Raw genomic sequence first — 21,126 nt, forward strand, 5'->3', positions numbered from 1 at the left:
GCTATTTTTTCAAACATCTTTCTTAATGAACTAACGCATGCGTTAGTTCATTAAGAATAAATAAAAAAGTCGATTCCTTGAGAGGGGAATCGGCTTTTTTTAATAAGTGATATTTCCTTAGCGTTGTAAATCCGCATTTTCCTGACGCTACCCCTCATTAGACTAACGAGGAGGATGGTTGAAGAAGACAAAAAATTTGAGTACAAAAAGAAAAAACACTAAAAAGAAGATATGAAAACTTAATCTCATATCTTCTTTTCTCTCTACGCATTTACAGGTTCTTCTACATAAGAGAGGGCATTTTCAAAATCGGATATTAAATCGTTAACATTTTCAAGACCGACTGATAAGCGAAGTAATGAATTAGAGATACCTCTTTCATCACGAGCTTTTTGCGACAGTGCGGCGTGGGACATTTTAGCTGGGTAGGAAAGAATCGATTCGACAGCTCCTAAACTCACTGCAAAAACAGGTAATTTTACTTTTGATAAAAATTGGCGGAGTGCATCTTCTGACTGCAAAGTAAACGATAAGACCGCTCCAGCTGACGTTGCTTGAGATTGTTGAATATTAAATCCAAGATGTGTTTGTAATCCCGGATAATAGACATTTTGTACTTTAGCATGCTCTTGTAAATAGTGTGCAATTTTATTGGCATTTGCAGCTGAGTGCTCAAGACGTACATGTAATGTTTTTAGACCGCGAAGTACGAGAGAACAATCTTGAGGTCCTAAAATAGCGCCAAATGCATTTTGTAAAAATCCAAGCTTTTGAGCGAGTTCGGCATCTTTTACGACCGCTAATCCGGCAGTAACATCACTGTGACCAGCAATAAATTTTGTAGCACTATGAAGAACGACATCGGCGCCAAGATCAAGTGGCTTCTGGAATAATGGTGTCAAAAAAGTATTATCAACAAATGTAAGAGCACCAATAGATTTTGCGAGTTTAGAAACCTCGCGAATATCTGTTACTTTTAAAAGTGGGTTAGATGGTGTTTCTACATAAAAGAGTTTCGTATTCGATTTAATATTTTGCTTTATTTCTTCTAAATTGGTCATATCAACAAATGTATGTGAAACACCGTAACGGGAGAGTACTTCAGTTATAATTCGATAAGTGCCTCCGTATACGTCTTCTGAAATGAGAACGTGATCGCCTTGTGAAAGAAGGAGAAAAGCAGTAGAAATCGCTGCAATGCCTGAGGCAAAGGCGAATCCTTTTGTTCCGCCTTCTAATAAAGCAATGATATCTTCCAGAGCTTCACGAGTTGGATTTCCAGATCGGCTATAGTCGTATTTGCCAAAAGTATCTACATCAAACTGGTGAAATGTTGATGTGTTATAAATGGGAACGTTAACAGCTCCTGTTTGTGCATCGTGTTTATATTGGTTGTGTAGTAAGAGTGTATCTATAGAATAACTCATATTCTCACACCTTCTTTTACAAGTTTAATGGCTTGATTTAAGTCTTGAATTAAATCATTACTGTTTTCAATGCCGACGGAGAATCGAAGAAGACGATTACATACACCGTTCGCCGTTCTGATTTCTTCTGGAATATCAGCATGTGTTTGCGTTGCTGGATAAGTCATTAAACTTTCTACACCACCAAGACTTTCGGCAAATGTGATTAAGGATAAAGATTGTAAGAATGGATTAATCCAAGCTTCATCTTTAAGTCGGAATGAAATCATACCGCCTCTCCCTGGATAAAAGACATCTGTCACACCATCCTCATCATTTAAATAAGCAACAACTGCTTTCGCATTTTCTTCATGTTGTTTCATGCGAAGCGCTAAAGTTTTCATACCACGAATTAATAGCCATGAGTCAAATGGGCTTAAGACAGCACCGGAGGCATTATGATAATGAGCGATTTCCTCACAAAGTTCCTTTCCTTTTGCAACGACAAGTCCGCTTAATACATCATTATGCCCACCTAAATATTTCGTTGCACTATGAAGTACGATGTCAGCACCTTCTGTTAATGGCTGCTGTATATAAGGCGTGTAGAATGTATTGTCTACGATAAGAAGTAGTCTGTGTCTTTTCGCTACAGTTGCGACAGCGGCAATATCAGTAACTTGCATTAATGGATTAGTCGGAGTTTCTATGAAAATAGCCTTCGTTTCAGTTGTGATAGCTTGCTCAATTTGTTTAATAGATTGTGTATTTACGTATCTACATCGAACATTCCACTTTTTTTCGTGTTCGGAAAATAAGCGATACGTTCCCCCGTATAAATCTTCGGATACAATAAGTTCATCTCCAGAACGGAATAATGAAAGGACGAGGAGAACAGCTGCCATACCTGAACTACAGGCATAACCTTGTTGGCCATATTCTAAGTCTGCGATTGCCTGTTCTAAAAGACCACGAGTTGGATTTCCAGTTCGTGAATAGTCAAAGCCGGTAGATTTACCAAGTCCTTCGTGACGATAAGCGGTTGAGAAATAAACGGGTGGATTAACAGTTCCTGTTGTAGTTTCGCTACGATTTCCGATTTGTGCTAGTTTTGTTTCGATAGTTGACATGTAAAAATTCCTCCTTTTTAAATTGAACCAGTAGTTGAATATAAAATAAAAAAAGCCTTCTAAGAAGAAGGCTTTTGGATTGAATAGAGTCTTCTTCTCATCTGTCAAATCTTTCACAATTTGCTGGAATTAGCACCTTATTAACAAATGTTAATGGTTGCTGAGGCGTCATAGGGCCAGTCCCTCTACCTCTCTAGATAAGAATGTTCGTATGAAATTTTTATTATGTTTTTAACTTTACAACAAAAGTTAATTGAATTGCAACTTTATTTTAAATAATTTTTATTTTTCCGCAAGTGTCATTGACTTTTATATTTGTGCATGCTAAATTTATAAAAAATTAACAAACATTGTTAAAAGGGGAACGCATTTCCTTTTAGCTACATAAATAAAATAATAAAGACAACTCTTATTGAGAGCGGTGGAGGGAAAGGCCCTGTGAAACCCGGCAACCTTCAAACGAAATGTTTGAAACGGTGCTAATACCTGCAAAACGAATGTTTTGCATAATAAGAGGCGGAACAATTATGTCCCCCTCTTCAAAGTGAAGAGGGGGTTTTTATATTGATAGAAATGAGGGAGATTCGTGAAATTACTAGATTTATTATCAAAAGGAATTGTAATAGGTGATGGTGCGGTTGGAACGTTATTACATTCACATGGTTTGCAAAGTAGTTTTGAAGAATTGAATGTATCTGATCCAGACCTAATTATATCGATTCATAAACAATATGTAGCTGCTGGTGCAGATGTGATTCAAACAAATACGTATGGAGCAAATGAGGCGAAATTACGTATGTATGGCTTAGAAAATCAAGTTGTTCAAATTAATAAAGCGGCAGTGAAGCTTGCGAAAGCATCTGTTACAAACAGAAATGCAATTTTAGGAACAATCGGTGGTATGAAACATATCGGAGCTGTCACAACGACTGATATGGAGCGAGAATTTATGCTACTTGAACAGGCAGGTGCTTTACTAGAAGAACAGGTTGATGGATTACTATTAGAAACTTTTTACGATGAATTTGAATTACTTCATGCCGTTAAAGTATTGCGTAAGCAAACGAATATTCCGATTGTTGCTCAAGTAGCGTTACATGAAGCAGGTACGACTCAAAATGGAAATGATGTCAATGAAATATTAAAGCAGCTTATAGATTACGGTGCAAATGTTGTTGGATTGAACTGTCAACTAGGGCCACTTCATATGACGGAAGCTTTCAAAATGATATCGATTCCGCAGAATGGCTATTTATCAGCATACCCAAATGCAGGTCTCCCAAATTATGTGGAGGGGCGTTACGTATATGAGGGAAGCCCAGCTTATTTCGAAGCGATGACACCAAAATTTATTGAGCAAGGTATTCGGTTATTGGGGGGGTGTTGTGGTACGACTCCAGAACATATTCAAAGTATGAAGCGCGCTGTTGCGAATGTTACACCTGTAATAGAAAAAGACACGATTCAAAGACCGAAAGTAGTTCATACACACGAGAAGCGTTCGAAGGCACAGGTTACTCTTGCGGAAAAGGCAAAAAAACAAACGACAGTTGTAGTGGAATTAGATCCGCCGAAAACGTTAGATACACAGCGGTTTTTTGAAGGAGCAAGAGCGTTAAAAAGAGCGGGAGCAGACGCTATTACTCTAGCAGATAATTCATTAGCATCGCCTCGTGTTTCGAATATGGCAATGGGCGCACTATTAACGAAGCACGATATTCCAGTATTGACACATTTAACGTGTAGAGACCATAACGTCATTGGACTACAATCTCATTTACTAGGTTTATCAGCGCTAGGTATGGAGGAAGTATTAGCTTTAACTGGTGATCCAGCGCGCGTTGGTGATTTTCCGGGAGCAACTTCTGTATATGATCTGTCCTCTATAGAGTTAATTAAAATGATTAAAGAAATGAACGATGGACGTTCCATTTTAGGGAAATCCATTGGACCGGCAACAAGGTTTTCAGTCGGAGGTGCTTTTAATCCTCACGTAAGGCATTTAAAAGCAGCGGTAAAGCGAATGGAACGAAAAATAGATGCTGGGGCTGAATATTTCTTAACACAGCCGATATATGATGTTGCTTTAATAGAAGAAGTATATGAAGCAACAAAACATTTGGAACAACCTATTTTTATTGGAATTATGCCATTAGTAAGTAAGCGGAATGCAGACTTTCTCCATTTTGAGGTGCCGGGTATTACTCTTCCTGAAGAAATAAGAGAGAGAATGGATGGACACGAAACGAAAGAGGCAGCTATCGAGGAAGGGATTCGTATTTCACAAGAGTTGATCGATGCAGCGATGAAATATTTTAACGGTATCTATTTAATTACACCATTTCTAAAATATGAAATTACAGAACATCTTGTTAAATATGTGAGAGAAAAGCAAGAAGTGAAAGAAGGTATTAATTGATGAAGTGTATAGAAGAAAAATTACAAAATAACATTTTAATATTAGACGGTGCAATGGGGACAATGATACAACAAGAGGACTTAACTGCGGAAGATTTCGGAGGAGAAGAGTACGAGGGCTGTAATGAATATTTAGTAGAAACAAGGCCGGATGTTATTTTAAAGATTCATAAAGCTTATATTGAAGCTGGAGCTGACATTATTGAAACAAATACATTTGGGGCGACAAATATCGTATTAAGTGATTATGAGCTGTCTCATTTAGATGAAGAACTAAATGAAAAGGCAGCACGATTAGCGAAACGAGCTGTTAAAGAAAGCGGGAATGAAGTATATGTTGCAGGTGCGATGGGACCGACAACGAAAGCAATTAGTGTTACAGGAGGAGTTACATTTGAAGAACTAATAGAAGCTTATACTAGGCAGGCGAGGGGATTATTAAATGGCGAAGTTGATGTGTTACTCGTTGAGACGAGTCAAGATATGCGTAATGTGAAAGCTGCTTATATTGGAATTCAAGCTGCTTTTGAAGAACTAAATAAAATTGTTCCTATTATGATCTCTGGGACGATTGAGCCGATGGGGACGATTCTGGCTGGGCAAACAATTGAGGCTTTTTACTTATCCGTAGAACATATGAAGCCATTATCTGTTGGATTAAACTGTGCGACTGGTCCGGAGTTTATGAGAGACCATATTCGTTCTTTATCTGATTTATCGGAGTGTTACATTTCTTGTTATCCAAATGCAGGTCTTCCTGATGAAGATGGACATTATCATGAATCTCCATCTTCTCTCGCTGAAAAAGTGAAGCGATTTGCTGAAGAAGGATGGATTAATATTATTGGTGGTTGTTGCGGCACAACACCAGAACATATAAAAGCAATGAAAGAAGCGCTAGCATCTCTTACACCGCGTGAGCAAAATGAACGAGCCGGACATGGAATTAGTGGATTAGAGGCGCTGCAATATGATGAGTCTATGAGACCGTTATTTGTGGGTGAAAGAACGAATGTTATAGGGTCACGTAAATTTAAACGATTAGTGGCAGAAGGTAAATTTGAAGAGGCTGCTGAAGTGGCAAGAGCACAAGTGAAGAAAAATGCTCATATTATTGATATTTGTATGGCAGACCCTGACCGTGATGAAATAGAAGATATGGAAAAATTCTTATCAGAAGTTACAAAAGTGTTAAAAGTACCGATTATGATTGATTCAACAGATGAAAATGTAATGGCGAGAGCACTTACTTATATTCAAGGGAAAGCTGTTATTAACTCTATTAACTTAGAAGATGGAGAAGAGCGTTTTGAAAAGGTAACGCCACTGCTTCGCAAGTATGGTGCCGCAATTGTAGTTGGGACAATTGACGAAGATGGTATGGCAGTAAGTGCTGAAAGAAAACTAGAAATTGCGAAAAGAAGTTATGAATTATTGACGACGAAATATGGTATACGCCCGTCAGATATTATTTTTGATGCACTTGTATTTCCAGTAGGGACAGGTGATGAAGAATACATCGGTTCAGCGGCAGCGACGATAGAAGGAATTCGACTTATTAAAGAAGCGTTACCAGAATGTTTAACGATTTTAGGTGTGAGTAATATATCATTTGGTTTACCACCAGCTGGACGTGAAGTGTTAAATTCTGTCTTTTTATATCATGCAACGAAAGCAGGATTAGATTATGCGATTGTTAATACTGAGAAATTAGAGCGCTATGCGTTAATTCCAGAGGAAGAAAAACGTCTTGCAGATGCATTATTATTTGAAACGACGAAAGAGACGTTAGAAGAATTTACGAATTTTTATCGTGTTGCTAAAAAGAAAGAGGTTGTTGTTCAAGAAACATTAACGCTTGATGAGCGACTAGCCAACTATATTGTAGAAGGTACAAAGCAAGGATTACATGAAGATTTAAGTCTCGCGCTGACAGAGGGAAGAAAACCTTTGGATATTATTAATGGTCCACTTATGACAGGAATGGATGAGGTTGGACGATTATTTAATAATAATGAACTTATAGTTGCTGAAGTATTGCAAAGTGCTGAAAGTATGAAAGCTGCTGTAAGTTATTTGGAGCCGCATATGGAATCTAGCGATAGTGCGAAAAAAGGAAAAGTATTATTAGCGACCGTTAAAGGGGACGTACATGATATTGGGAAAAATCTTGTTGAAATTATTTTATCAAATAACGGATATGAGATTATTAATTTAGGAATTAATGTTCGTTCGGATCGAATCGTTCAAGAAGTGCAAGAAAAAAAACCTGATATTATAGGTCTTTCTGGCTTGCTAGTAAAATCAGCACAACAAATGGTAACAACTGCTGAGGATTTAAAAGCGGCGAATATTGATATTCCAATTGTTGTTGGTGGTGCAGCGTTAACGAGAAAGTTTACAGATAATCGTATTTCTCCATCGTATAAGGGGCTCGTATGTTATGCGAGCGATGCGATGACAGGTCTTGATATTATTAATAAGCTTCAAAAAGAAGAAGAGCGTGAGAAGATGAAACAGGATAAAAAAGAACGTCATCTTCATATCGTAAAAAAAGAAGAGAAGAAAGTGGAAATTCCAGCAGTAATTGAGCCATTACCAAAATCAGAGGTTATGGTGCCTGATTCAACAAAACGAATTGTATTACGAGATGTTCCTGTCTCACATCTTGCCCCATTTTTAAATAGACAAATGTTACTTGGACATCACCTTGGATTAAAAGGAAATGTGAAGAAGCTTTTGAAAGAGGGGGATAAAAGAGCGCACGAATTAAATGATTTAATAGACGAATTATTGGTGGAAGGACAATCTTGGTTAAAACCGAAAGCAGTGTATCAATTTTTCCCAGCGCAAAGCGATGGACAAAACATCGTAATATATGATCCAGAAGATCATACGCGCGTAATAGAGCGTTTCACATTTCCTAGACAAGGAAAAGCACCATACCGTACTTTAGGTGATTATTTGCGCCCTATTGGAGATGAGATGGACTATGTCGCTTTCTTATCTGTTACTGTTGGGGAAGGAGTTCGGGATATTGCTGAGGAGTGGAAGGCGAAGGGAGATTATTTACGCAGTCATGCAATTCAATCGTTAGCGCTTGAATTAGCAGAGGGGCTTGCTGAAAAAACACATATGCTCATTCGTGACCGCTGGGGCATTCCAGATTCACCTGAACTGACGATGGAAGAGCGTTTCCGTACGAAATATAGAGGAATACGTGTGTCATTTGGTTATCCAGCATGCCCAGAACTTGCGGATCAAGAAAAATTGTTCCGTCTAATTCATCCAGAGGAAATAGGTATTTCATTAACGGAAGGATTCATGATGGAACCAGAAGCATCAGTAACGGCTATGGTATTTTCTCACCCTGAGGCAAGGTATTTTAGTGTACTATAGTGTAGAAGGGGGAGACGTATGAAGAAAATAGTCTTTACAGGTGGCGGTTCGGCAGGGCATGTAACACCTAATTTAGCCATCATTCCATATTTACAAGAACAGCATTGGGATATCTCTTATATTGGTTCTCATCAAGGGATTGAGAAAGCGATTATAGAAAAAGAGGGCATTCCGTACTATAGTATTGCGAGTGGAAAGCTACGTCGTTATTTTGATTTGAAAAATATAAAAGATCCTTTTCTTGTAATGAAGGGGGTTATGGATGCGTATGTAAGGATTCGAAAACTAAAACCGGATGTAATTTTTTCAAAAGGTGGTTTCGTATCTGTACCAGTCGTAATTGGAGGATGGTTAAATAGAGTCCCAGTTTTATTGCATGAATCCGATATGACACCAGGACTAGCAAACAAAATTGCGCTCCGTTTTGCTTCGAAAATATTTGTTACATTTGAGGAAGCAGCGAAACATTTACCGAAAGAAAAAGTAATATATACGGGAGCTCCTGTACGTGAAGAAGTGCTAAAGGGAAATCGTGAAAAAGGTTTAGCGTTTGTAAGTTTTTCACGTAAAAAGCCGGTTATTACAATTATGGGTGGAAGTTTGGGTGCGAAGAAAATCAATGAAACAGTTCGAGAAGCGTTACCAAAACTTCTTAAAAAGTATCAAATTGTTCACCTTTGCGGAAAAGGTAATCTTGATGAAAGCTTACAAAATAAAGAAGGATATAAACAATTTGAATATATCCATGAGGAGTTACCAGACATATTAGCGGCAACAGATTTTGTTATTTCACGTGCGGGATCCAATGCAATCTTTGAGTTTTTAACATTAGAAAAGCCAATGGTTTTAATTCCCTTATCAAAATTTGCTAGTCGTGGAGATCAAATTTTAAATGCAGAATCCTTCGAAAAACAAGGGTATGCCTCAGTATTGTACGAAGAAGATGTTACTATGAATTCTCTTATAAAGCATGTCGAAGAGTTAGATCAAAATAATGAGGTGTATAAAAGGGCATTAAAGAAATACAATGGAGAAGAAGCGATTAAAACTATTATTAAACATATTTCAGAGGCATGATTATACAATCATGTCTTTTTTAATAGGATGAAAGATTCCAAGAATTGATATTTTTATGTTACAATAACAAATGGTTAGTAGGGAAATTCCAATTGATTAAGCGTGAAAATACGAATGGATTAGGAGTGACTGTGTTGGAGCTAAGTCTCTATGAAAATACTGCACTTATTATATGCTTTGTGTTGTACGTTGGTAGTGTGATTGTTTATATTTCAAGGAAATTTTCGCAAGAACGAGAGCTTGAAAAATCAGAAATAACAGCAGAACTAGAAATGTTAGCTGATGAAAGTTATAAAAAACAAAAAATAAAAGAAGACCATGAAGCAACCCATCATTTAAACGCAAATAAGTTCTAAAGATGGGGATTTTTTTTGATGTCGTTCTTTATTATATCTATAGCAAGTAACGCTAAAAGGAGTTTCCCCATACATATTTAAAGGATGAACATAAATGAAATTTTATATAGCATCGGGATTTCAAAATAAACACATTGTTCGTTTTGTATCAGGCCAGTTAAAAGAAGCAGGATGGCACCATACATATGATTGGACAAAAAACGAAAGAGCAGTTAATCAAGAACAATTAAGAGAAATTGGTGAGGCGGAAAAGAATGCTATAAAGGAAGCTGATGTCTTTTTACTTATATTAGATGGTGGAAATGGAAGTCATACAGAGTTTGGAATGGCCATTGCACTAGAGAAAAAAATATATATGTATCATGAAGGAAATTCGCTGCAAACAACATTTTACCATTTGCCAGAAGTACATATTTTTGAAGGGGATGCAAAAGAGTTTGTAGCTCACGTTATGAATAATGTGGATGTTTAAAAGGTTATAAAGATAATCTTTTGGGTACAGTGATGATAAGGAAAGTATATAAAGGAGCTATATAATATGAAATTAGAAAATGGTTGGGAAACAAGTTTTTTAGAAGTGGTACAAAAGAGTGAATTTAAGAAAGATGCGCTTCTTAGTCAATTGCTTTTTGCAGATAGTGAAGAAGTAGAAGAGCTTACTGATGATTACGGATATGAAGAGATTATTGAACGCGAACATGATGATGAATTAGCAGAAGTTTTAGGCGAAGAACTATTCAGTGAGATGGAGCGATACGTATTCTTATCTTCACAACCAGAAGAGAAACTGATTTCATTCGTAAATGGATTAGGTTTTCATGTGTTAGATTGGATCGTGCTTCTTGAAACAGAATTTGGTGTTGATAGTGCAAACTTTACATCAGATGCTGTGAAGATGTTAGAAAAGCGTTTCAGACAGTTTCCATACATAGAGGATAAGACGATTTTTGATATGACGTTTGGAGAAGCGATGGATGTATTAGAATCCATTACAGGATTACAACTGAAGGAAAAGATGAACGTATAATGAAAAAAGAACGTGAGGATATCACGTTCTTTTTTTTACATAATAATAATTTTATCATCTAGTTTTGTCTGCCCAGTAAGAAGTGCGTTTAAATATTCCACTTTTCTTATACAAGCTTGTATATGTCTTTCAACCTCTTGTAACTCTGCTTGATGATGTGTTTCAATTGGATGAATTTGTACGTTAAATTTTTCAAATTGACTACTATATGTTATTTCTGCATAGCCGCTCATAATATCCGTTTCGTTATAAAATAAAAATTGTTTCGTTTTGTCACAGAATGATACATCCTGAAAGCCATATACTTTTAATGCGTCAATTACTTTTTTTATTATTTTTGTATTCATTTTTTAACCCTCTTTACGAAGTTCTACTTTTATATTATAACATAAAAAATTACATAGAAAGCGCTTCCAAGTGTATTTTATTATAAACTTTACGTTTCAATCATAAAAATGAAACAAAGAAAAAATAATTGTAAAGAAGGAAGGACTCTTTTATTGTTTCGTCATATATATAGAGAAATAGTGCAATGAAAGGAAATTTTCCGAGGTGGAGATTGTATTTCCAATTTGAGCGCAGTAAAAGAGGTGAGAATCTTGAACTTTGATATTGTAGGGCAAAAAGCATATATAAAAGATGGACCGCATCGGAACCGAATTGGAATTGTAAAGAAAAACGAAGAACAATTAAAACCACACTTCGCTATTATAATTGGAGAACAAAGTATTGATGTCGAGCTAAAGGATATCGTGTTAGTTGGAGTGGACGTAGGACAATTTCATAAATGGTGCGAGCAGAATGGTTATTTGTGAAAAGGACGGGCTGTGAGATAATGAAATATATTTGAGAAAAGAGAATATGTTATTGTATTCTCTTTTTCTATGTGTAAGGAGACGGAAATGAAGTATAAAGAACGAGATTTTACATTGGAATTGAAGGAGAAAATTCAATGTATGGAAAAGGAGATAGAGCGAATATCACTTAAACTTTTTAGAGAGTATGCGCATTTATATATTGAGAAAAGTATGGAATTTGACATTGGATTCGAAAGAGAAAAAGAGGATCCCTTTGAAACGGGGTATTATTCATCAGTTTCTATGGCGATAGTAGATGAAGAAGGTGAGATGATTGACTTTTATATCATTCCAATTTGGAAATGTGAAAATATCCTTTTAGGAATGCTAACTCAATCAAGAATTTGGGGGAGTAAGAAAGTAGGAAAACTTGTTGATTATTCTTATTATGAGATTGAGGAGGAGTTAAAAGAGCAACTAGAAGAATGCTTGGAGTGATACTTTTCAAGATGGGATGTAAAAAAAGACGCTAACAGTTTTATGTTAGCGTCTTTTTCTTATTATGAAGCAATTTCACCAGTTTTTGTATCATCTTGATTGTACGTATCTTGATCTAATTCACCAAGCCATTTACTAGAAATAAGACCTGCTGTCATAGAACCACTTACGTTAAGAGCTGTACGGCCCATATCGATTAATGGTTCAACCGAGATAACAAGAGCGACAATGCCAATTGGTAAGTTCATTGTAGATAGTACGATTAACGCTGCGAATGTTGCACCGCCACCAACACCGGCAACACCGAATGAGCTAATAGCAACGACAGCGATTAAAGTTAAAATAAATTGTGGTTGTAACGGATCAATTCCTACAGTTGGAGCGACCATCATTGCAAGCATTGCTGGATAAATACCTGCGCAACCGTTTTGACCGATAGATACTCCGAATGAAGCTGCGAAGTTTGCAATCCCTTCGGAAATACCAAGCTTTTCTTTTTGCGCTTCAATATTTAATGGCATTGCACCAGCACTAGAGCGAGATGTGAATGCAAATGTTAATACAGGGAATACCTTTTTCAAATATTGAATTGGATTTAAACCAGATAGAGCAATTAATAATAAGTGAATAACGAACATTACGATAAGTGCTACGTAAGACGCTAACACGAAGTTACCAAGTTTTAAAATAGCATTTATATCGCTACCAGCAACTGTTTTTGCCATAAGAGCTAATACGCCGTATGGAGTAAGGCGTAAAATTAATGTTACCATACGCATTACGATTGCATATACAGCATCAAGCATCTTCTTAAATAACTCTGCTTGTTCTGGATATTTTCGTTTTACACCTATAAAGGCAATGCCGATAAAGGCTGCAAATATTACGACAGAAATTGTTGATGTTGGACGAGCACCTGTTAAATCAAGAAATGGATTTGTAGGTAATAGCTCTAATAATTTGTCTGGAATTGTTGTCTTTTCAATAGAAGTAAATCTTTCTTCAACTAGTTTCAGACGAGCAGATTCTGCATCACCTTGTTGTAGGCCTGTTGCTGATACATCAAATCCTGCACTTGCAGCGATTCCGACAGCTGCAGCAATTCCTGTAGTAAGAATTAAAATTCCGATAATAAGGCCACTGATTTTACCAAGATTTTTCGTTAATTGTAATTTTGTAAAGGCTGAAATAATAGATACTAAAATAAGTGGCATAACGATCATTTGAAGCAATTTCACATAACCGTTACCGATTAAGCCAAACCAAGTATTTGATTCAATAATTACTTTAGAAGTAGGCTCATAAATAAATTGTAATATAAGACCAAATAAAATTCCGACTCCTAAAGCAGTAAATACACGTTTATTAAAAGATACATGCTTACGTTGCATATAATATAATACGCCGACTAAAATGAGCATGACTGCAACGTTAATTCCGACAAGCAGTGTATTCATGTTGATTCCCCCTAATTCCAATCTGTTATATAGAATATAAGGTAATAAAACCTATAAGTCAACTAGGAAATTCCGCGATTAAAAAAAAGATGGCAAATTGCCATCTTTTAATGTCCAGCCCCAGGGACAAGTAAAAACGTCGTGTAGTATGTAAATCCTATGAAGAAAACAGTTAAGTAGGCCCCAAATACGTATATATACATACGCTCTGTTAATTTTAAATAACTTAAAAGTACGAAGAAACCTGTTTGTCCTAAAAATAGTAGTGCAGCCTGTTGCATATCCCCTACGTAAAACATAACCGAGAAAATTCCAGTCCAAAAGCCGAGAACGCGAAACATGCGCTCCATGCCATCTCCCTCCTTTTCTAGAAAAAGTAAACCTCTCCTCATTATAGTTTATTTTTCTTACTATTGTAAATATTCGTTCATATAAAAAGAAGCCAATTATAATTGGCTTCTTTTTATATGAGAAATTAAATTGTTAATTTATAATTACAAGATTTACATCCATCTAGTAGACTATCATTTCGTGTTAATTCCATGTTAGGGAATAGGATTTCAAAAATCCCTTTCATCATATCCCCATGCATATTACAAATTTCAGTTGGGTGATGAACAGCAACTTCTTTAAATGGACAATTGTGTACATCATAGAAAATTTTTGTTCCATCTGCACTTAATTCAAATGCAGGTGATAAACCAGCTGTTGAGAAAGCTTCTTTTGCAATTTGAACTTTTTGTTCTACTGTTAAGTCTTCTTCACTCACATTTAAGCGGTGCATATGTTGTTGCATTAATTCTGCTCCGAATTGTTTTCCTGTTTCGTATAGCGCTTTTTCACCAGCAGCTCCAAGGCTAAGGAGAGAATTGAACGCTATTTTTGCTAATAATTGATAATCACGGAATGGAAATTGCAATTGGATAACATCATCAGATAATACATATAATCTGCTTGGCCTTCCACCCTTTCCAGTTTTCTTTGTTTCAGATTTAAGCATATGAACATCTTCTAATTTAGATAAATGTAAGCGTGCTACGTTTGGATGAATGTCAAACTCATCTGCAATTTCTTGTACAGTTACGTAACTATGTTTTTGAGAAATATATTTATAAATGTAATAACGAGTTGGGTCAGATAATACACCTGTAATTTTTAAAGCTTGTTCCATTAGGATCTCCACCTTTATCACTTTATCCAAGATAATAACATTATAATACAGATAAACTTCCATATAGGTAATTTCAGACAATAATTCGGAAATTGTTCATAATTTCACAAACATAATTTTCCTTTTTATTCAGGTGAAAATACAAAAGTCCCAATTTTTATTGTGCATTTTTTTATGCTATATACATAGTGAGGAGGGAAAATGATGAATGGAATTGAAATTTTTGCGAATACAATTTTGAAAGAAGCGTGTAGGGTACAAGCATCGGACTTACATATTGTGCCCCGGCAGAAGGATGTAGCGGTTCAGCTACGTATAGGAAAAGATTTAATTACGAAACAATGTATTGAAAAGGAGTTTGGAGAAAAACTTGTTTCGCACTTTAAATTTTTGGCATCCATGGATATAGGAGAGAGGCGGAAGCCACAAAATGGTTCATTGTATTTACAAATTGATGGACAAGAAGTGTATTTACGCCTTTCAACACTTCCGACTGTATATCGAGAAAGTCTCGTGATTCGCCTTCATTTACAAGCATCTGTGCAGCCGTTATCTCATCTTTCGTTATTTCCAAGTACGGCGGAAAAACTCCTCTCTTTTTTACGTTATTCACATGGTCTACTCGTATTTACTGGACCGACTGGTTCTGGGAAGACAACGACAATGTATGCATTATTAGAGGTAATTAGAAAAAGGAAAACACGTCGAATTGTAACACTTGAAGACCCAGTTGAAAAAAGAAAAGACGATTTATTACAAATTCAAATAAATGAAAAAGCAGGTATCACATATGAGGCTGGACTAAAGGCTATTTTACGCCATGATCCAGATATTATATTAGTTGGTGAAATCCGAGATGAAGAAACAGCAAAAATAGCTGTAAGAGCAAGTTTAACTGGACATTTAGTAATGACGACCCTGCATACGAATGATGCGAAAGGAGCGATACTCAGATTTATGGATTATGGCATAACGAGGCAAGAAATTGAACAATCTTTATTGGCTGTAGCTGCACAGCGACTTGTTGAATTAAAGTGTCCATTTTGCAGAGGAAAGTGCTCAATTTTATGTAAATCAATGCGACAAGTAAGACAAGCAAGCGTTTACGAGTTGTTAGATGGATATGATTTGCAACAAGCGATTAAAGAAGCGAACGGAGAATGTGTTACGTACAAACATGAAACATTAGAATCTTCGATACGAAAAGGGTATGCTTTAGGATTTTTAGAAGAAGATGTTTATGTTTAAGAAAACATGGAGTTTAAGTGAGCAATTAGTATTGTTGAAACGATTAGGAGAATTATTAGAAAAAGGATACTCCCTTTTGCAGGCACTAGAATTTTTACGGTTTCAATTACCCATAGAAAAGAAAGTACAATTACAGCATATGATTGAGGGATTAAAAGAGGGGAGAAGTCTACACGATTCATTTCATCAATTAATGTTTCATCAGGAGATGTTAAGTTATTTATTTTATGCTGAGAAACATGGTGATATTTCTTTTGCATTGCAACAAGGGAGCGCACTTCTTTATAAGAAGGATAAGTATAGGAAAGATATGATGAAAATAATGCAGTATCCTATGCTATTAGCATTCTTTTTAATGATTATGCTTGCTGTTTTCAATCTCATCTTATTACCGCAGGTTGAAATGGTGTATAGTTCATTTGGTTCTACAGTGCCGCTATTTACAGAACAAATTTTAAGTGCAATTAAACGAATACCTTACATTATTTTTAGCGGTATTCTTATCTTTATTATTGGATGTAGCGTATATTTGTTTTATTTTCGGAAACTCCCACATATTGAACAGGTAAAAATCATGCTTCGTATTCCTCTCATAAAAGTATTTCTTATTTTAAAGCATTCGCATTATTTCTCCACTCAATTGAGTGGTTTATTGTACGGCGGACTATCGGTGCTCGAAGCACTCACAATAATGATGGAGCAAAAATATAATCGATTTTTTCAGTATGAAGCGGCCCGAATTGAACGGCAATTAATTGCAGGAGAATCGTTACAATCTATCATTGCTAAAAGTGGTTATTATGAAAAAGAACTTTCTTATATTATTAGGCATGGACAAGCAAACGGTAATTTGGCAGTTGAATTAGAGGACTATAGCGATCTTGTTATAGAAAAGATGGAACAAAAAATGAAACGTATGTTAGTTATCATTCAACCGATTTTATTTACATGCATTGGAGGAATAGTTGTTCTTATGTATTTAGCGATGATTATGCCGATGTTTCAAATGATGAATTCCATTTAGGAGGCATTTACATGCAGAATGAGGAAGGATTTACTCTGTTAGAGATGTTATTAGTTATGGTTGTTATAACTGTATTATTACTATTAATTATTCCGAATGTAGTGAAGCAGCGCTCATCAGTTCAAGGAAAAGGATGCGCAGCCTATGTGAAATCTATAGAAGCGCAAATACAGGTATATCAATTACAGCATAATAAAATTCCTTCGTTAAAAGAGCTAAGTGACGAAAAATATATTACAACTCATAAGTGTCCGAATGGTGAATCTATTCATATTTCAGATGATGGCACAGTATCAATCGGGACATTGTGAAACAAAAAGGATTTACTCTTTTAGAAATGTTGCTCGTTTTATTTGTAATTTCTGTCTTAAGTATGATTACGTATTTTAATGTTCATTCATTATATAAAAAACAAAAAGTCGAACAATTTTTGAGCCAATTTTCAAATGATATTTTGTATATGCAACAATTAGCGATAAATCGTCAGAATTACTATACGCTACGGTGGTATAAAGAGAAAAACACGTATTACATTGAGGAGTCGGGTACGAATCATTTTATTGTGTCGAGAGACTATGGTAACGATATACAAATTGATTTGCATACATTTCCAAATCCGATGACATATAATCCGAGCGGAAATATTAATAGAGGTGGTACAATTTTACTTTCGTATCGAAGTTATAAATATGAGATTGTATTTCAGCTCGGAAGAGGGAGATTTACGTATCGTGAAATATCAAAAAGGATCCATAATGGCTGAAATGCTTGTATCGTTAAGCATACTAATGATGGCGGTATCGGTAGTACTGCCGCAAACAGTATTGGTCATGCAAGAAAGAAAAAATATACAACTCCGCTATAAGGCATTCGTATTATTAAAAAAAGAAGCAGCTTTATATATGTATGAGAATGAGGAAATGCGAGTAAAAGAAAAAATTATAAACGAACTTGTATATTACACATATTGGGGAGGAAGTGAAGTGTGTACTATGTGGAAAGATGTGAAGGGAAGAATGATGGAACAATGTTTTTATGTGGGAGGAAAAATAAATTAGAAGTTGGATTTACATTAATAGAAATGATCGTATGTTTGTTTCTAGTATCACTGTTCTTTTTACTTTTACCGAGTCTTCATTTTATCGGAATGGAGAATAAACACTCAAAAGGATTAAATGAGTGGGAGTGGGATGTGTTTTTAGGCCAAGTACAACTGGAGTTTCGTGAGGTATCGTTTGGGGAACATATAATGGCCCTTGAAAATAAAGGTAGTATTTTACGCTTCCGTTTGCGTAATGGGGATGAAGTGATATATGAAAAAGTGAATAATCATCTTATAAGAAAAGTGAATATGCGTGGAAGGGAAGTTATATTACAAAAGGTTGGCAATGTTTCGTACAAACTAACACCTCATGTGCTCTTTATAAATATGAAAGATACTAGTGGGAAAATACATGAAGGTGTAGTTGTAAGATATAGCGAAATGGAAATAAAGGAATGAAAAAACAAGATGGATTTACAATGCCAGCAACAATCATTTTTTTAATTTTATTAACCTCTTTTTTTGTATACGAAACGAATATGTTGCTTTCTGATAAAAAATTTTATACTGAAATAGAGCAAAAATTTTTAGTGGAAGAGTTGATTAATCGAGCTATTGCAGATATAAAAGTAGACTTACAGAAAACAGAAAGAGATGGTACCTTTTTCTTTCCATATACAAAGGGAAAAGTGAGTGGAAAGTACGAATTTGAAAATGATATGATTCTCGTTTCTTTGCAGTGCGAGACAAAACAAAGAATTTTCTATACGGTGAGCTTTCGGTATAGAAAAAATGATGAGAAAATATTTGATTGGATAGAAGGATGACAGGTAAAGTATGCGGAGTAAAACCATGAATTTCCATTGTGAAGAGCTTCAATTTCTTTTGGGAAATGGATAAATATAACGATCAAAAGTTTAAATTTTCTCAAAAAAGAGAAAGGTAGAAAGAATATGATATATTCATGCTATCCAATCATTTTTTTTAGGGAGAATAGGGAAATGACAAATAACAATCAAATAGGTGAAAATAAAGAACAAACTATTTTTGATCATAAAGGAAATACGATTATGACAGAAGATAGGGAAATACAAATTATTTCGAAATTCGAAGAACCTCTTATCGTCGTATTAGGAAATGTAATAAGTGACGAAGAATGCGACGAATTAATTGAAATGTCTAAAAATAAAATAAAACGTTCTACAATTGGTTCAGCACGTGATGTAAATGATATCCGAACAAGTAGTGGCGCATTTTTGGAAGAGAATGAACTTACTTCGAAGATTGAAAAACGTATTTCATCTATCATGAATGTTCCGGTGACGCATGGAGAAGGATTGCACATTTTAAATTATGAAGTGGATCAACAATATAAAGCGCACTATGATTATTTTGCGGAACATAGTAGATCAGCTGCTAATAATCGTATTAGCACGCTTGTAATGTACTTAAATGATGTAGAAGAAGGCGGAGAAACGTTCTTCCCGAAATTAAATCTTTCTGTACACCCTAGAAAGGGAATGGCAGTATACTTTGAGTATTTTTATCAAGATCAATCACTAAATGAGCTTACGTTACACGGAGGGGCACCTGTAACGAAAGGCGAGAAATGGATTGCAACGCAGTGGGTGAGAAGAGGTACTTATAGGTAAAAGCGAGTATGTTACGTTTTGTTCTTCTTAGTATAAGAAGAACAAAACGTTTTTTTATTAAACAAAGTAGCATCTTTCGTTATAATAACAATTAATACATGACGATTGAGAGGACAGAAAATGAAATCTATATACATAACCGGCTATATGGGAGCTGGGAAAACAACAATTGGAAAAGCGTTAGGTAAAGAACTGCAAATGGATGTTGTAGATACAGATCAAAAAATCGAAGAGAAGCAAGAGAAGGCAATTCGAAATATTTTTGCAGAAGAAGGCGAAATAACTTTTCGAGAATATGAAAGTGAGATGTTACGTTCACTACCAGTTCATAATGCAATCATTACAACTGGTGGAGGGATTATTGAGCGAGTGGAAAATCGAAAGTGGATGAAAGAGAACGGGACTGTCGTGTATTTATATTGTGATCCGCATGTAATTGCAGAAAGGCTTCGTGAAGATACGACACGTCCACTATTTCAGAAGAAAGATATAGAGGCATTTGTAACGAAATTCGAATCGCGCCGAGCGTATTATGAAGAGGCACATATTCATATCGACACGACAAATAAGTCAGTAAAGCAAATTATGAATGAATTAAAGGAAAAGATTAATGAATAAAAAAGTGGACATACTAATCAAGTAGAGGTGATGATAATATGTCTACTAATGATTATGTTCGCTTTGTGACGCAGCAGTTTGTGTCATATATGGATGCACCAAAAGAAGATCGTAAACAAAAGAAAGAACAACGCCGCTCTGAAAAAGAGCCATTTTTAAATAAATGGTTTGGTGTTATGCCGCTTAGTGCAGCTTTATTTTATCGAAACGTAAAAAATAAAAGGAAAAAATCAAGTTAATTATTTTCTACGAGTTTTTACGGTGAAAATACATTGGATCCTTTTGTGATAAGTATATGGGATGAAAAATTCCTAGTGCAATAAGGAAAGCTACTGAAAAAATTCCTCGGGATATTATTTTTAGCGGCTTTTCTATTTGCTATAGAAGGTTTTTTATATGGGAAAATATTATCTATGCCAATGAAATTAAACAAGATTAATGGCTATATGAAAAGTTATGTATTTATTTAATCTGTATCCTTTGTAAAGGACAATAAAAAAAGTTAGGCGGCAGTAAGAAGATGGTTTCTGTATCCAACAGGAATCATCTTCTTTAAATTTCACTGATATCTATGCTGGTTATAGTATTTCATATAATCTTTAAATTCTTAAGACGAATTAAGAATAGTATAATATCCGCTATCATATACTAATAAAATGTTTTCATTCGATAGTTACGTAACGAATCTCGTATTAGGTATGGTGACCCCTACTAGACAATATCGCATACATGCCATTTGAGAGAGTGGGTCTGGAAACTTGGGCTCTCGAACGGGAGAACTTTCTAGGGGCATTGGATGAGTTCGG

24 protein-coding genes, 1 pseudogene and 2 riboswitches are annotated in these 21,126 nt (G+C 35.5%); of the genes and pseudogenes, 18 read left to right on the top strand and 7 right to left on the bottom strand.

Translation table 11 applies throughout. The annotated features are described in order from the left end of the window. Positions 1-263 precede the first annotated feature (263 nt). Both metC and metI read right to left on the bottom strand, forming a co-directional pair. On the bottom strand, positions 264-1,427 hold the full coding sequence (gene metC / locus JDS81_RS02290) for a cystathionine beta-lyase (RefSeq protein WP_000122267.1): 1,164 nt from the start codon (positions 1,425-1,427) through the stop codon (positions 264-266). Then, positions 1,424-2,536, bottom strand: coding sequence for a cystathionine gamma-synthase/O-acetylhomoserine thiolyase (metI, locus tag JDS81_RS02295; protein WP_000103906.1), 1,113 nt, complete (start codon positions 2,534-2,536; stop codon positions 1,424-1,426). Before metI ends, metC begins: the two co-directional genes overlap by 4 nt. 94 nt (positions 2,537-2,630) lie before the next feature. After that, a riboswitch (SAM riboswitch) is annotated at positions 2,631-2,740 on the bottom strand. 202 nt (positions 2,741-2,942) lie between these two features. Then, positions 2,943-3,052, top strand: a riboswitch (SAM riboswitch). Positions 3,053-3,122: 70 nt separating this feature from the next. On the opposite strand from metI, the gene JDS81_RS02300 reads away from it, so the two are divergent. The 6 genes from JDS81_RS02300 to JDS81_RS02325 all read left to right on the top strand — a co-directional run bounded on the left by JDS81_RS02300 (position 3,123) and on the right by JDS81_RS02325 (position 10,813). Beyond that, positions 3,123-4,955 (top strand): bifunctional homocysteine S-methyltransferase/methylenetetrahydrofolate reductase, encoded by a 1,833-nt coding sequence (locus JDS81_RS02300; protein ID WP_000770362.1) that lies wholly within the window; start codon positions 3,123-3,125, stop codon positions 4,953-4,955. Then, a complete protein-coding gene (gene metH, locus JDS81_RS02305) occupies positions 4,955-8,353 on the top strand; it encodes a methionine synthase (RefSeq protein ID WP_097952952.1) in 3,399 nt (1,132 codons plus the stop codon). The genes JDS81_RS02300 and metH overlap by 1 nt, the downstream gene beginning before the upstream one ends. Before the next feature lie 18 nt (positions 8,354-8,371). After that, positions 8,372-9,430 carry an undecaprenyldiphospho-muramoylpentapeptide beta-N-acetylglucosaminyltransferase gene (locus JDS81_RS02310; protein WP_097952954.1) on the top strand — a complete coding sequence of 353 codons (1,059 nt, stop codon included), beginning with the start codon at positions 8,372-8,374 and terminating at the stop codon, positions 9,428-9,430. 95 nt (positions 9,431-9,525) lie between these two features. Beyond that, a complete protein-coding gene (locus tag JDS81_RS02315) occupies positions 9,526-9,786 on the top strand; it encodes a DUF3966 domain-containing protein (RefSeq protein ID WP_079519680.1) in 261 nt (86 codons plus the stop codon). 94 nt (positions 9,787-9,880) lie between these two features. Continuing rightward, positions 9,881-10,258 carry a nucleoside 2-deoxyribosyltransferase gene (locus JDS81_RS02320; RefSeq protein WP_097952956.1) on the top strand — a complete coding sequence of 126 codons (378 nt, stop codon included), beginning with the start codon at positions 9,881-9,883 and terminating at the stop codon, positions 10,256-10,258. A gap of 66 nt (positions 10,259-10,324) precedes the next feature. Next, complete coding sequence (locus tag JDS81_RS02325; RefSeq protein WP_000764243.1) at positions 10,325-10,813, top strand: hypothetical protein; 489 nt, start codon at positions 10,325-10,327, stop codon at positions 10,811-10,813. A gap of 35 nt (positions 10,814-10,848) precedes the next feature. On the opposite strand, the gene JDS81_RS02330 is transcribed toward JDS81_RS02325, so the two are convergent. Continuing rightward, complete coding sequence (locus JDS81_RS02330; RefSeq protein ID WP_001092835.1) at positions 10,849-11,160, bottom strand: hypothetical protein; 312 nt, start codon at positions 11,158-11,160, stop codon at positions 10,849-10,851. A 252-nt stretch (positions 11,161-11,412) separates the two neighbouring features. Between JDS81_RS02330 and JDS81_RS02335 the strand changes: the two genes are divergently transcribed. Together JDS81_RS02335 and JDS81_RS02340 are read left to right on the top strand one after the other, a co-directional pair. Further along, positions 11,413-11,628, top strand: a complete 216-nt coding sequence (locus tag JDS81_RS02335; RefSeq protein ID WP_001008324.1) for a DUF3912 family protein — start codon at positions 11,413-11,415, stop codon at positions 11,626-11,628. Positions 11,629-11,715: 87 nt separating this feature from the next. Then, on the top strand, positions 11,716-12,108 hold the full coding sequence (locus JDS81_RS02340; RefSeq protein WP_097952958.1) for a hypothetical protein: 393 nt from the start codon (positions 11,716-11,718) through the stop codon (positions 12,106-12,108). Between the two features lie 62 nt (positions 12,109-12,170). On the opposite strand, the gene JDS81_RS02345 is transcribed toward JDS81_RS02340, so the two are convergent. From JDS81_RS02345 to JDS81_RS02355, 3 genes are all read right to left on the bottom strand, one after another. Next, positions 12,171-13,565, bottom strand: a complete 1,395-nt coding sequence (locus tag JDS81_RS02345) for an L-cystine transporter (RefSeq protein WP_001094345.1) — start codon at positions 13,563-13,565, stop codon at positions 12,171-12,173. A 107-nt stretch (positions 13,566-13,672) separates the two neighbouring features. Continuing rightward, positions 13,673-13,915, bottom strand: coding sequence for a DUF2626 domain-containing protein (locus tag JDS81_RS02350; protein ID WP_000440717.1), 243 nt, complete (start codon positions 13,913-13,915; stop codon positions 13,673-13,675). 125 nt (positions 13,916-14,040) lie between these two features. Next, positions 14,041-14,736 (bottom strand): helix-turn-helix transcriptional regulator, encoded by a 696-nt coding sequence (locus JDS81_RS02355; protein WP_000434114.1) that lies wholly within the window; start codon positions 14,734-14,736, stop codon positions 14,041-14,043. Between the two features lie 204 nt (positions 14,737-14,940). Between JDS81_RS02355 and comGA the strand changes: the two genes are divergently transcribed. The 10 genes from comGA (at position 14,941) to JDS81_RS02405 (ending at position 20,559) form a co-directional block, all read left to right on the top strand. Beyond that, entirely contained in the window at positions 14,941-15,984 is a 1,044-nt protein-coding gene (comGA, locus tag JDS81_RS02360) for a competence type IV pilus ATPase ComGA (RefSeq protein ID WP_001013173.1), read from the top strand. Continuing rightward, a complete protein-coding gene (comGB, locus tag JDS81_RS02365) occupies positions 15,971-17,008 on the top strand; it encodes a competence type IV pilus assembly protein ComGB (protein WP_275952053.1) in 1,038 nt (345 codons plus the stop codon). The genes comGA and comGB overlap by 14 nt, the downstream gene beginning before the upstream one ends. Before the next feature lie 11 nt (positions 17,009-17,019). Beyond that, positions 17,020-17,319, top strand: coding sequence for a competence type IV pilus major pilin ComGC (gene comGC, locus JDS81_RS02370; RefSeq protein WP_001178691.1), 300 nt, complete (start codon positions 17,020-17,022; stop codon positions 17,317-17,319). Beyond that, positions 17,316-17,771, top strand: a complete 456-nt coding sequence (comGD, locus tag JDS81_RS02375) for a competence type IV pilus minor pilin ComGD (protein ID WP_097952962.1) — start codon at positions 17,316-17,318, stop codon at positions 17,769-17,771. The genes comGC and comGD overlap by 4 nt, the downstream gene beginning before the upstream one ends. After that, positions 17,764-18,066 carry a competence protein ComG gene (locus JDS81_RS02380; protein WP_141499334.1) on the top strand — a complete coding sequence of 101 codons (303 nt, stop codon included), beginning with the start codon at positions 17,764-17,766 and terminating at the stop codon, positions 18,064-18,066. The genes comGD and JDS81_RS02380 overlap by 8 nt, the downstream gene beginning before the upstream one ends. After that, positions 18,036-18,509: a competence type IV pilus minor pilin ComGF gene (gene comGF, locus JDS81_RS02385; RefSeq protein ID WP_000477948.1), complete on the top strand. Its 474-nt coding sequence runs from the start codon at positions 18,036-18,038 to the stop codon at positions 18,507-18,509. The genes JDS81_RS02380 and comGF overlap by 31 nt, the downstream gene beginning before the upstream one ends. Then, a complete protein-coding gene (comGG, locus tag JDS81_RS02390) occupies positions 18,506-18,877 on the top strand; it encodes a competence type IV pilus minor pilin ComGG (RefSeq protein ID WP_000743703.1) in 372 nt (123 codons plus the stop codon). The genes comGF and comGG overlap by 4 nt, the downstream gene beginning before the upstream one ends. A 174-nt stretch (positions 18,878-19,051) precedes the next feature. Next, on the top strand, positions 19,052-19,702 hold the full coding sequence (locus JDS81_RS02395) for a 2OG-Fe(II) oxygenase (protein ID WP_098911397.1): 651 nt from the start codon (positions 19,052-19,054) through the stop codon (positions 19,700-19,702). Positions 19,703-19,822: 120 nt separating this feature from the next. Beyond that, complete coding sequence (locus JDS81_RS02400) at positions 19,823-20,320, top strand: shikimate kinase (protein ID WP_097952966.1); 498 nt, start codon at positions 19,823-19,825, stop codon at positions 20,318-20,320. A 38-nt stretch (positions 20,321-20,358) separates the two neighbouring features. Further along, positions 20,359-20,559, top strand: coding sequence for a YqzE family protein (locus JDS81_RS02405; protein ID WP_000106086.1), 201 nt, complete (start codon positions 20,359-20,361; stop codon positions 20,557-20,559). A 263-nt stretch (positions 20,560-20,822) separates the two neighbouring features. Here JDS81_RS02405 and JDS81_RS30885 read toward each other — a convergent pair. Then, positions 20,823-20,927: pseudogene (locus JDS81_RS30885) on the bottom strand (IS3 family transposase); the annotation flags it as partial. Positions 20,928-21,126: the final 199 nt, after the last annotated feature.

Origin of the sequence: Bacillus cereus group sp. N31, from assembly GCF_016483245.1 — a bacterium.
Lineage (GTDB): Bacteria > Bacillota > Bacilli > Bacillales > Bacillaceae_G > Bacillus_A > Bacillus_A toyonensis.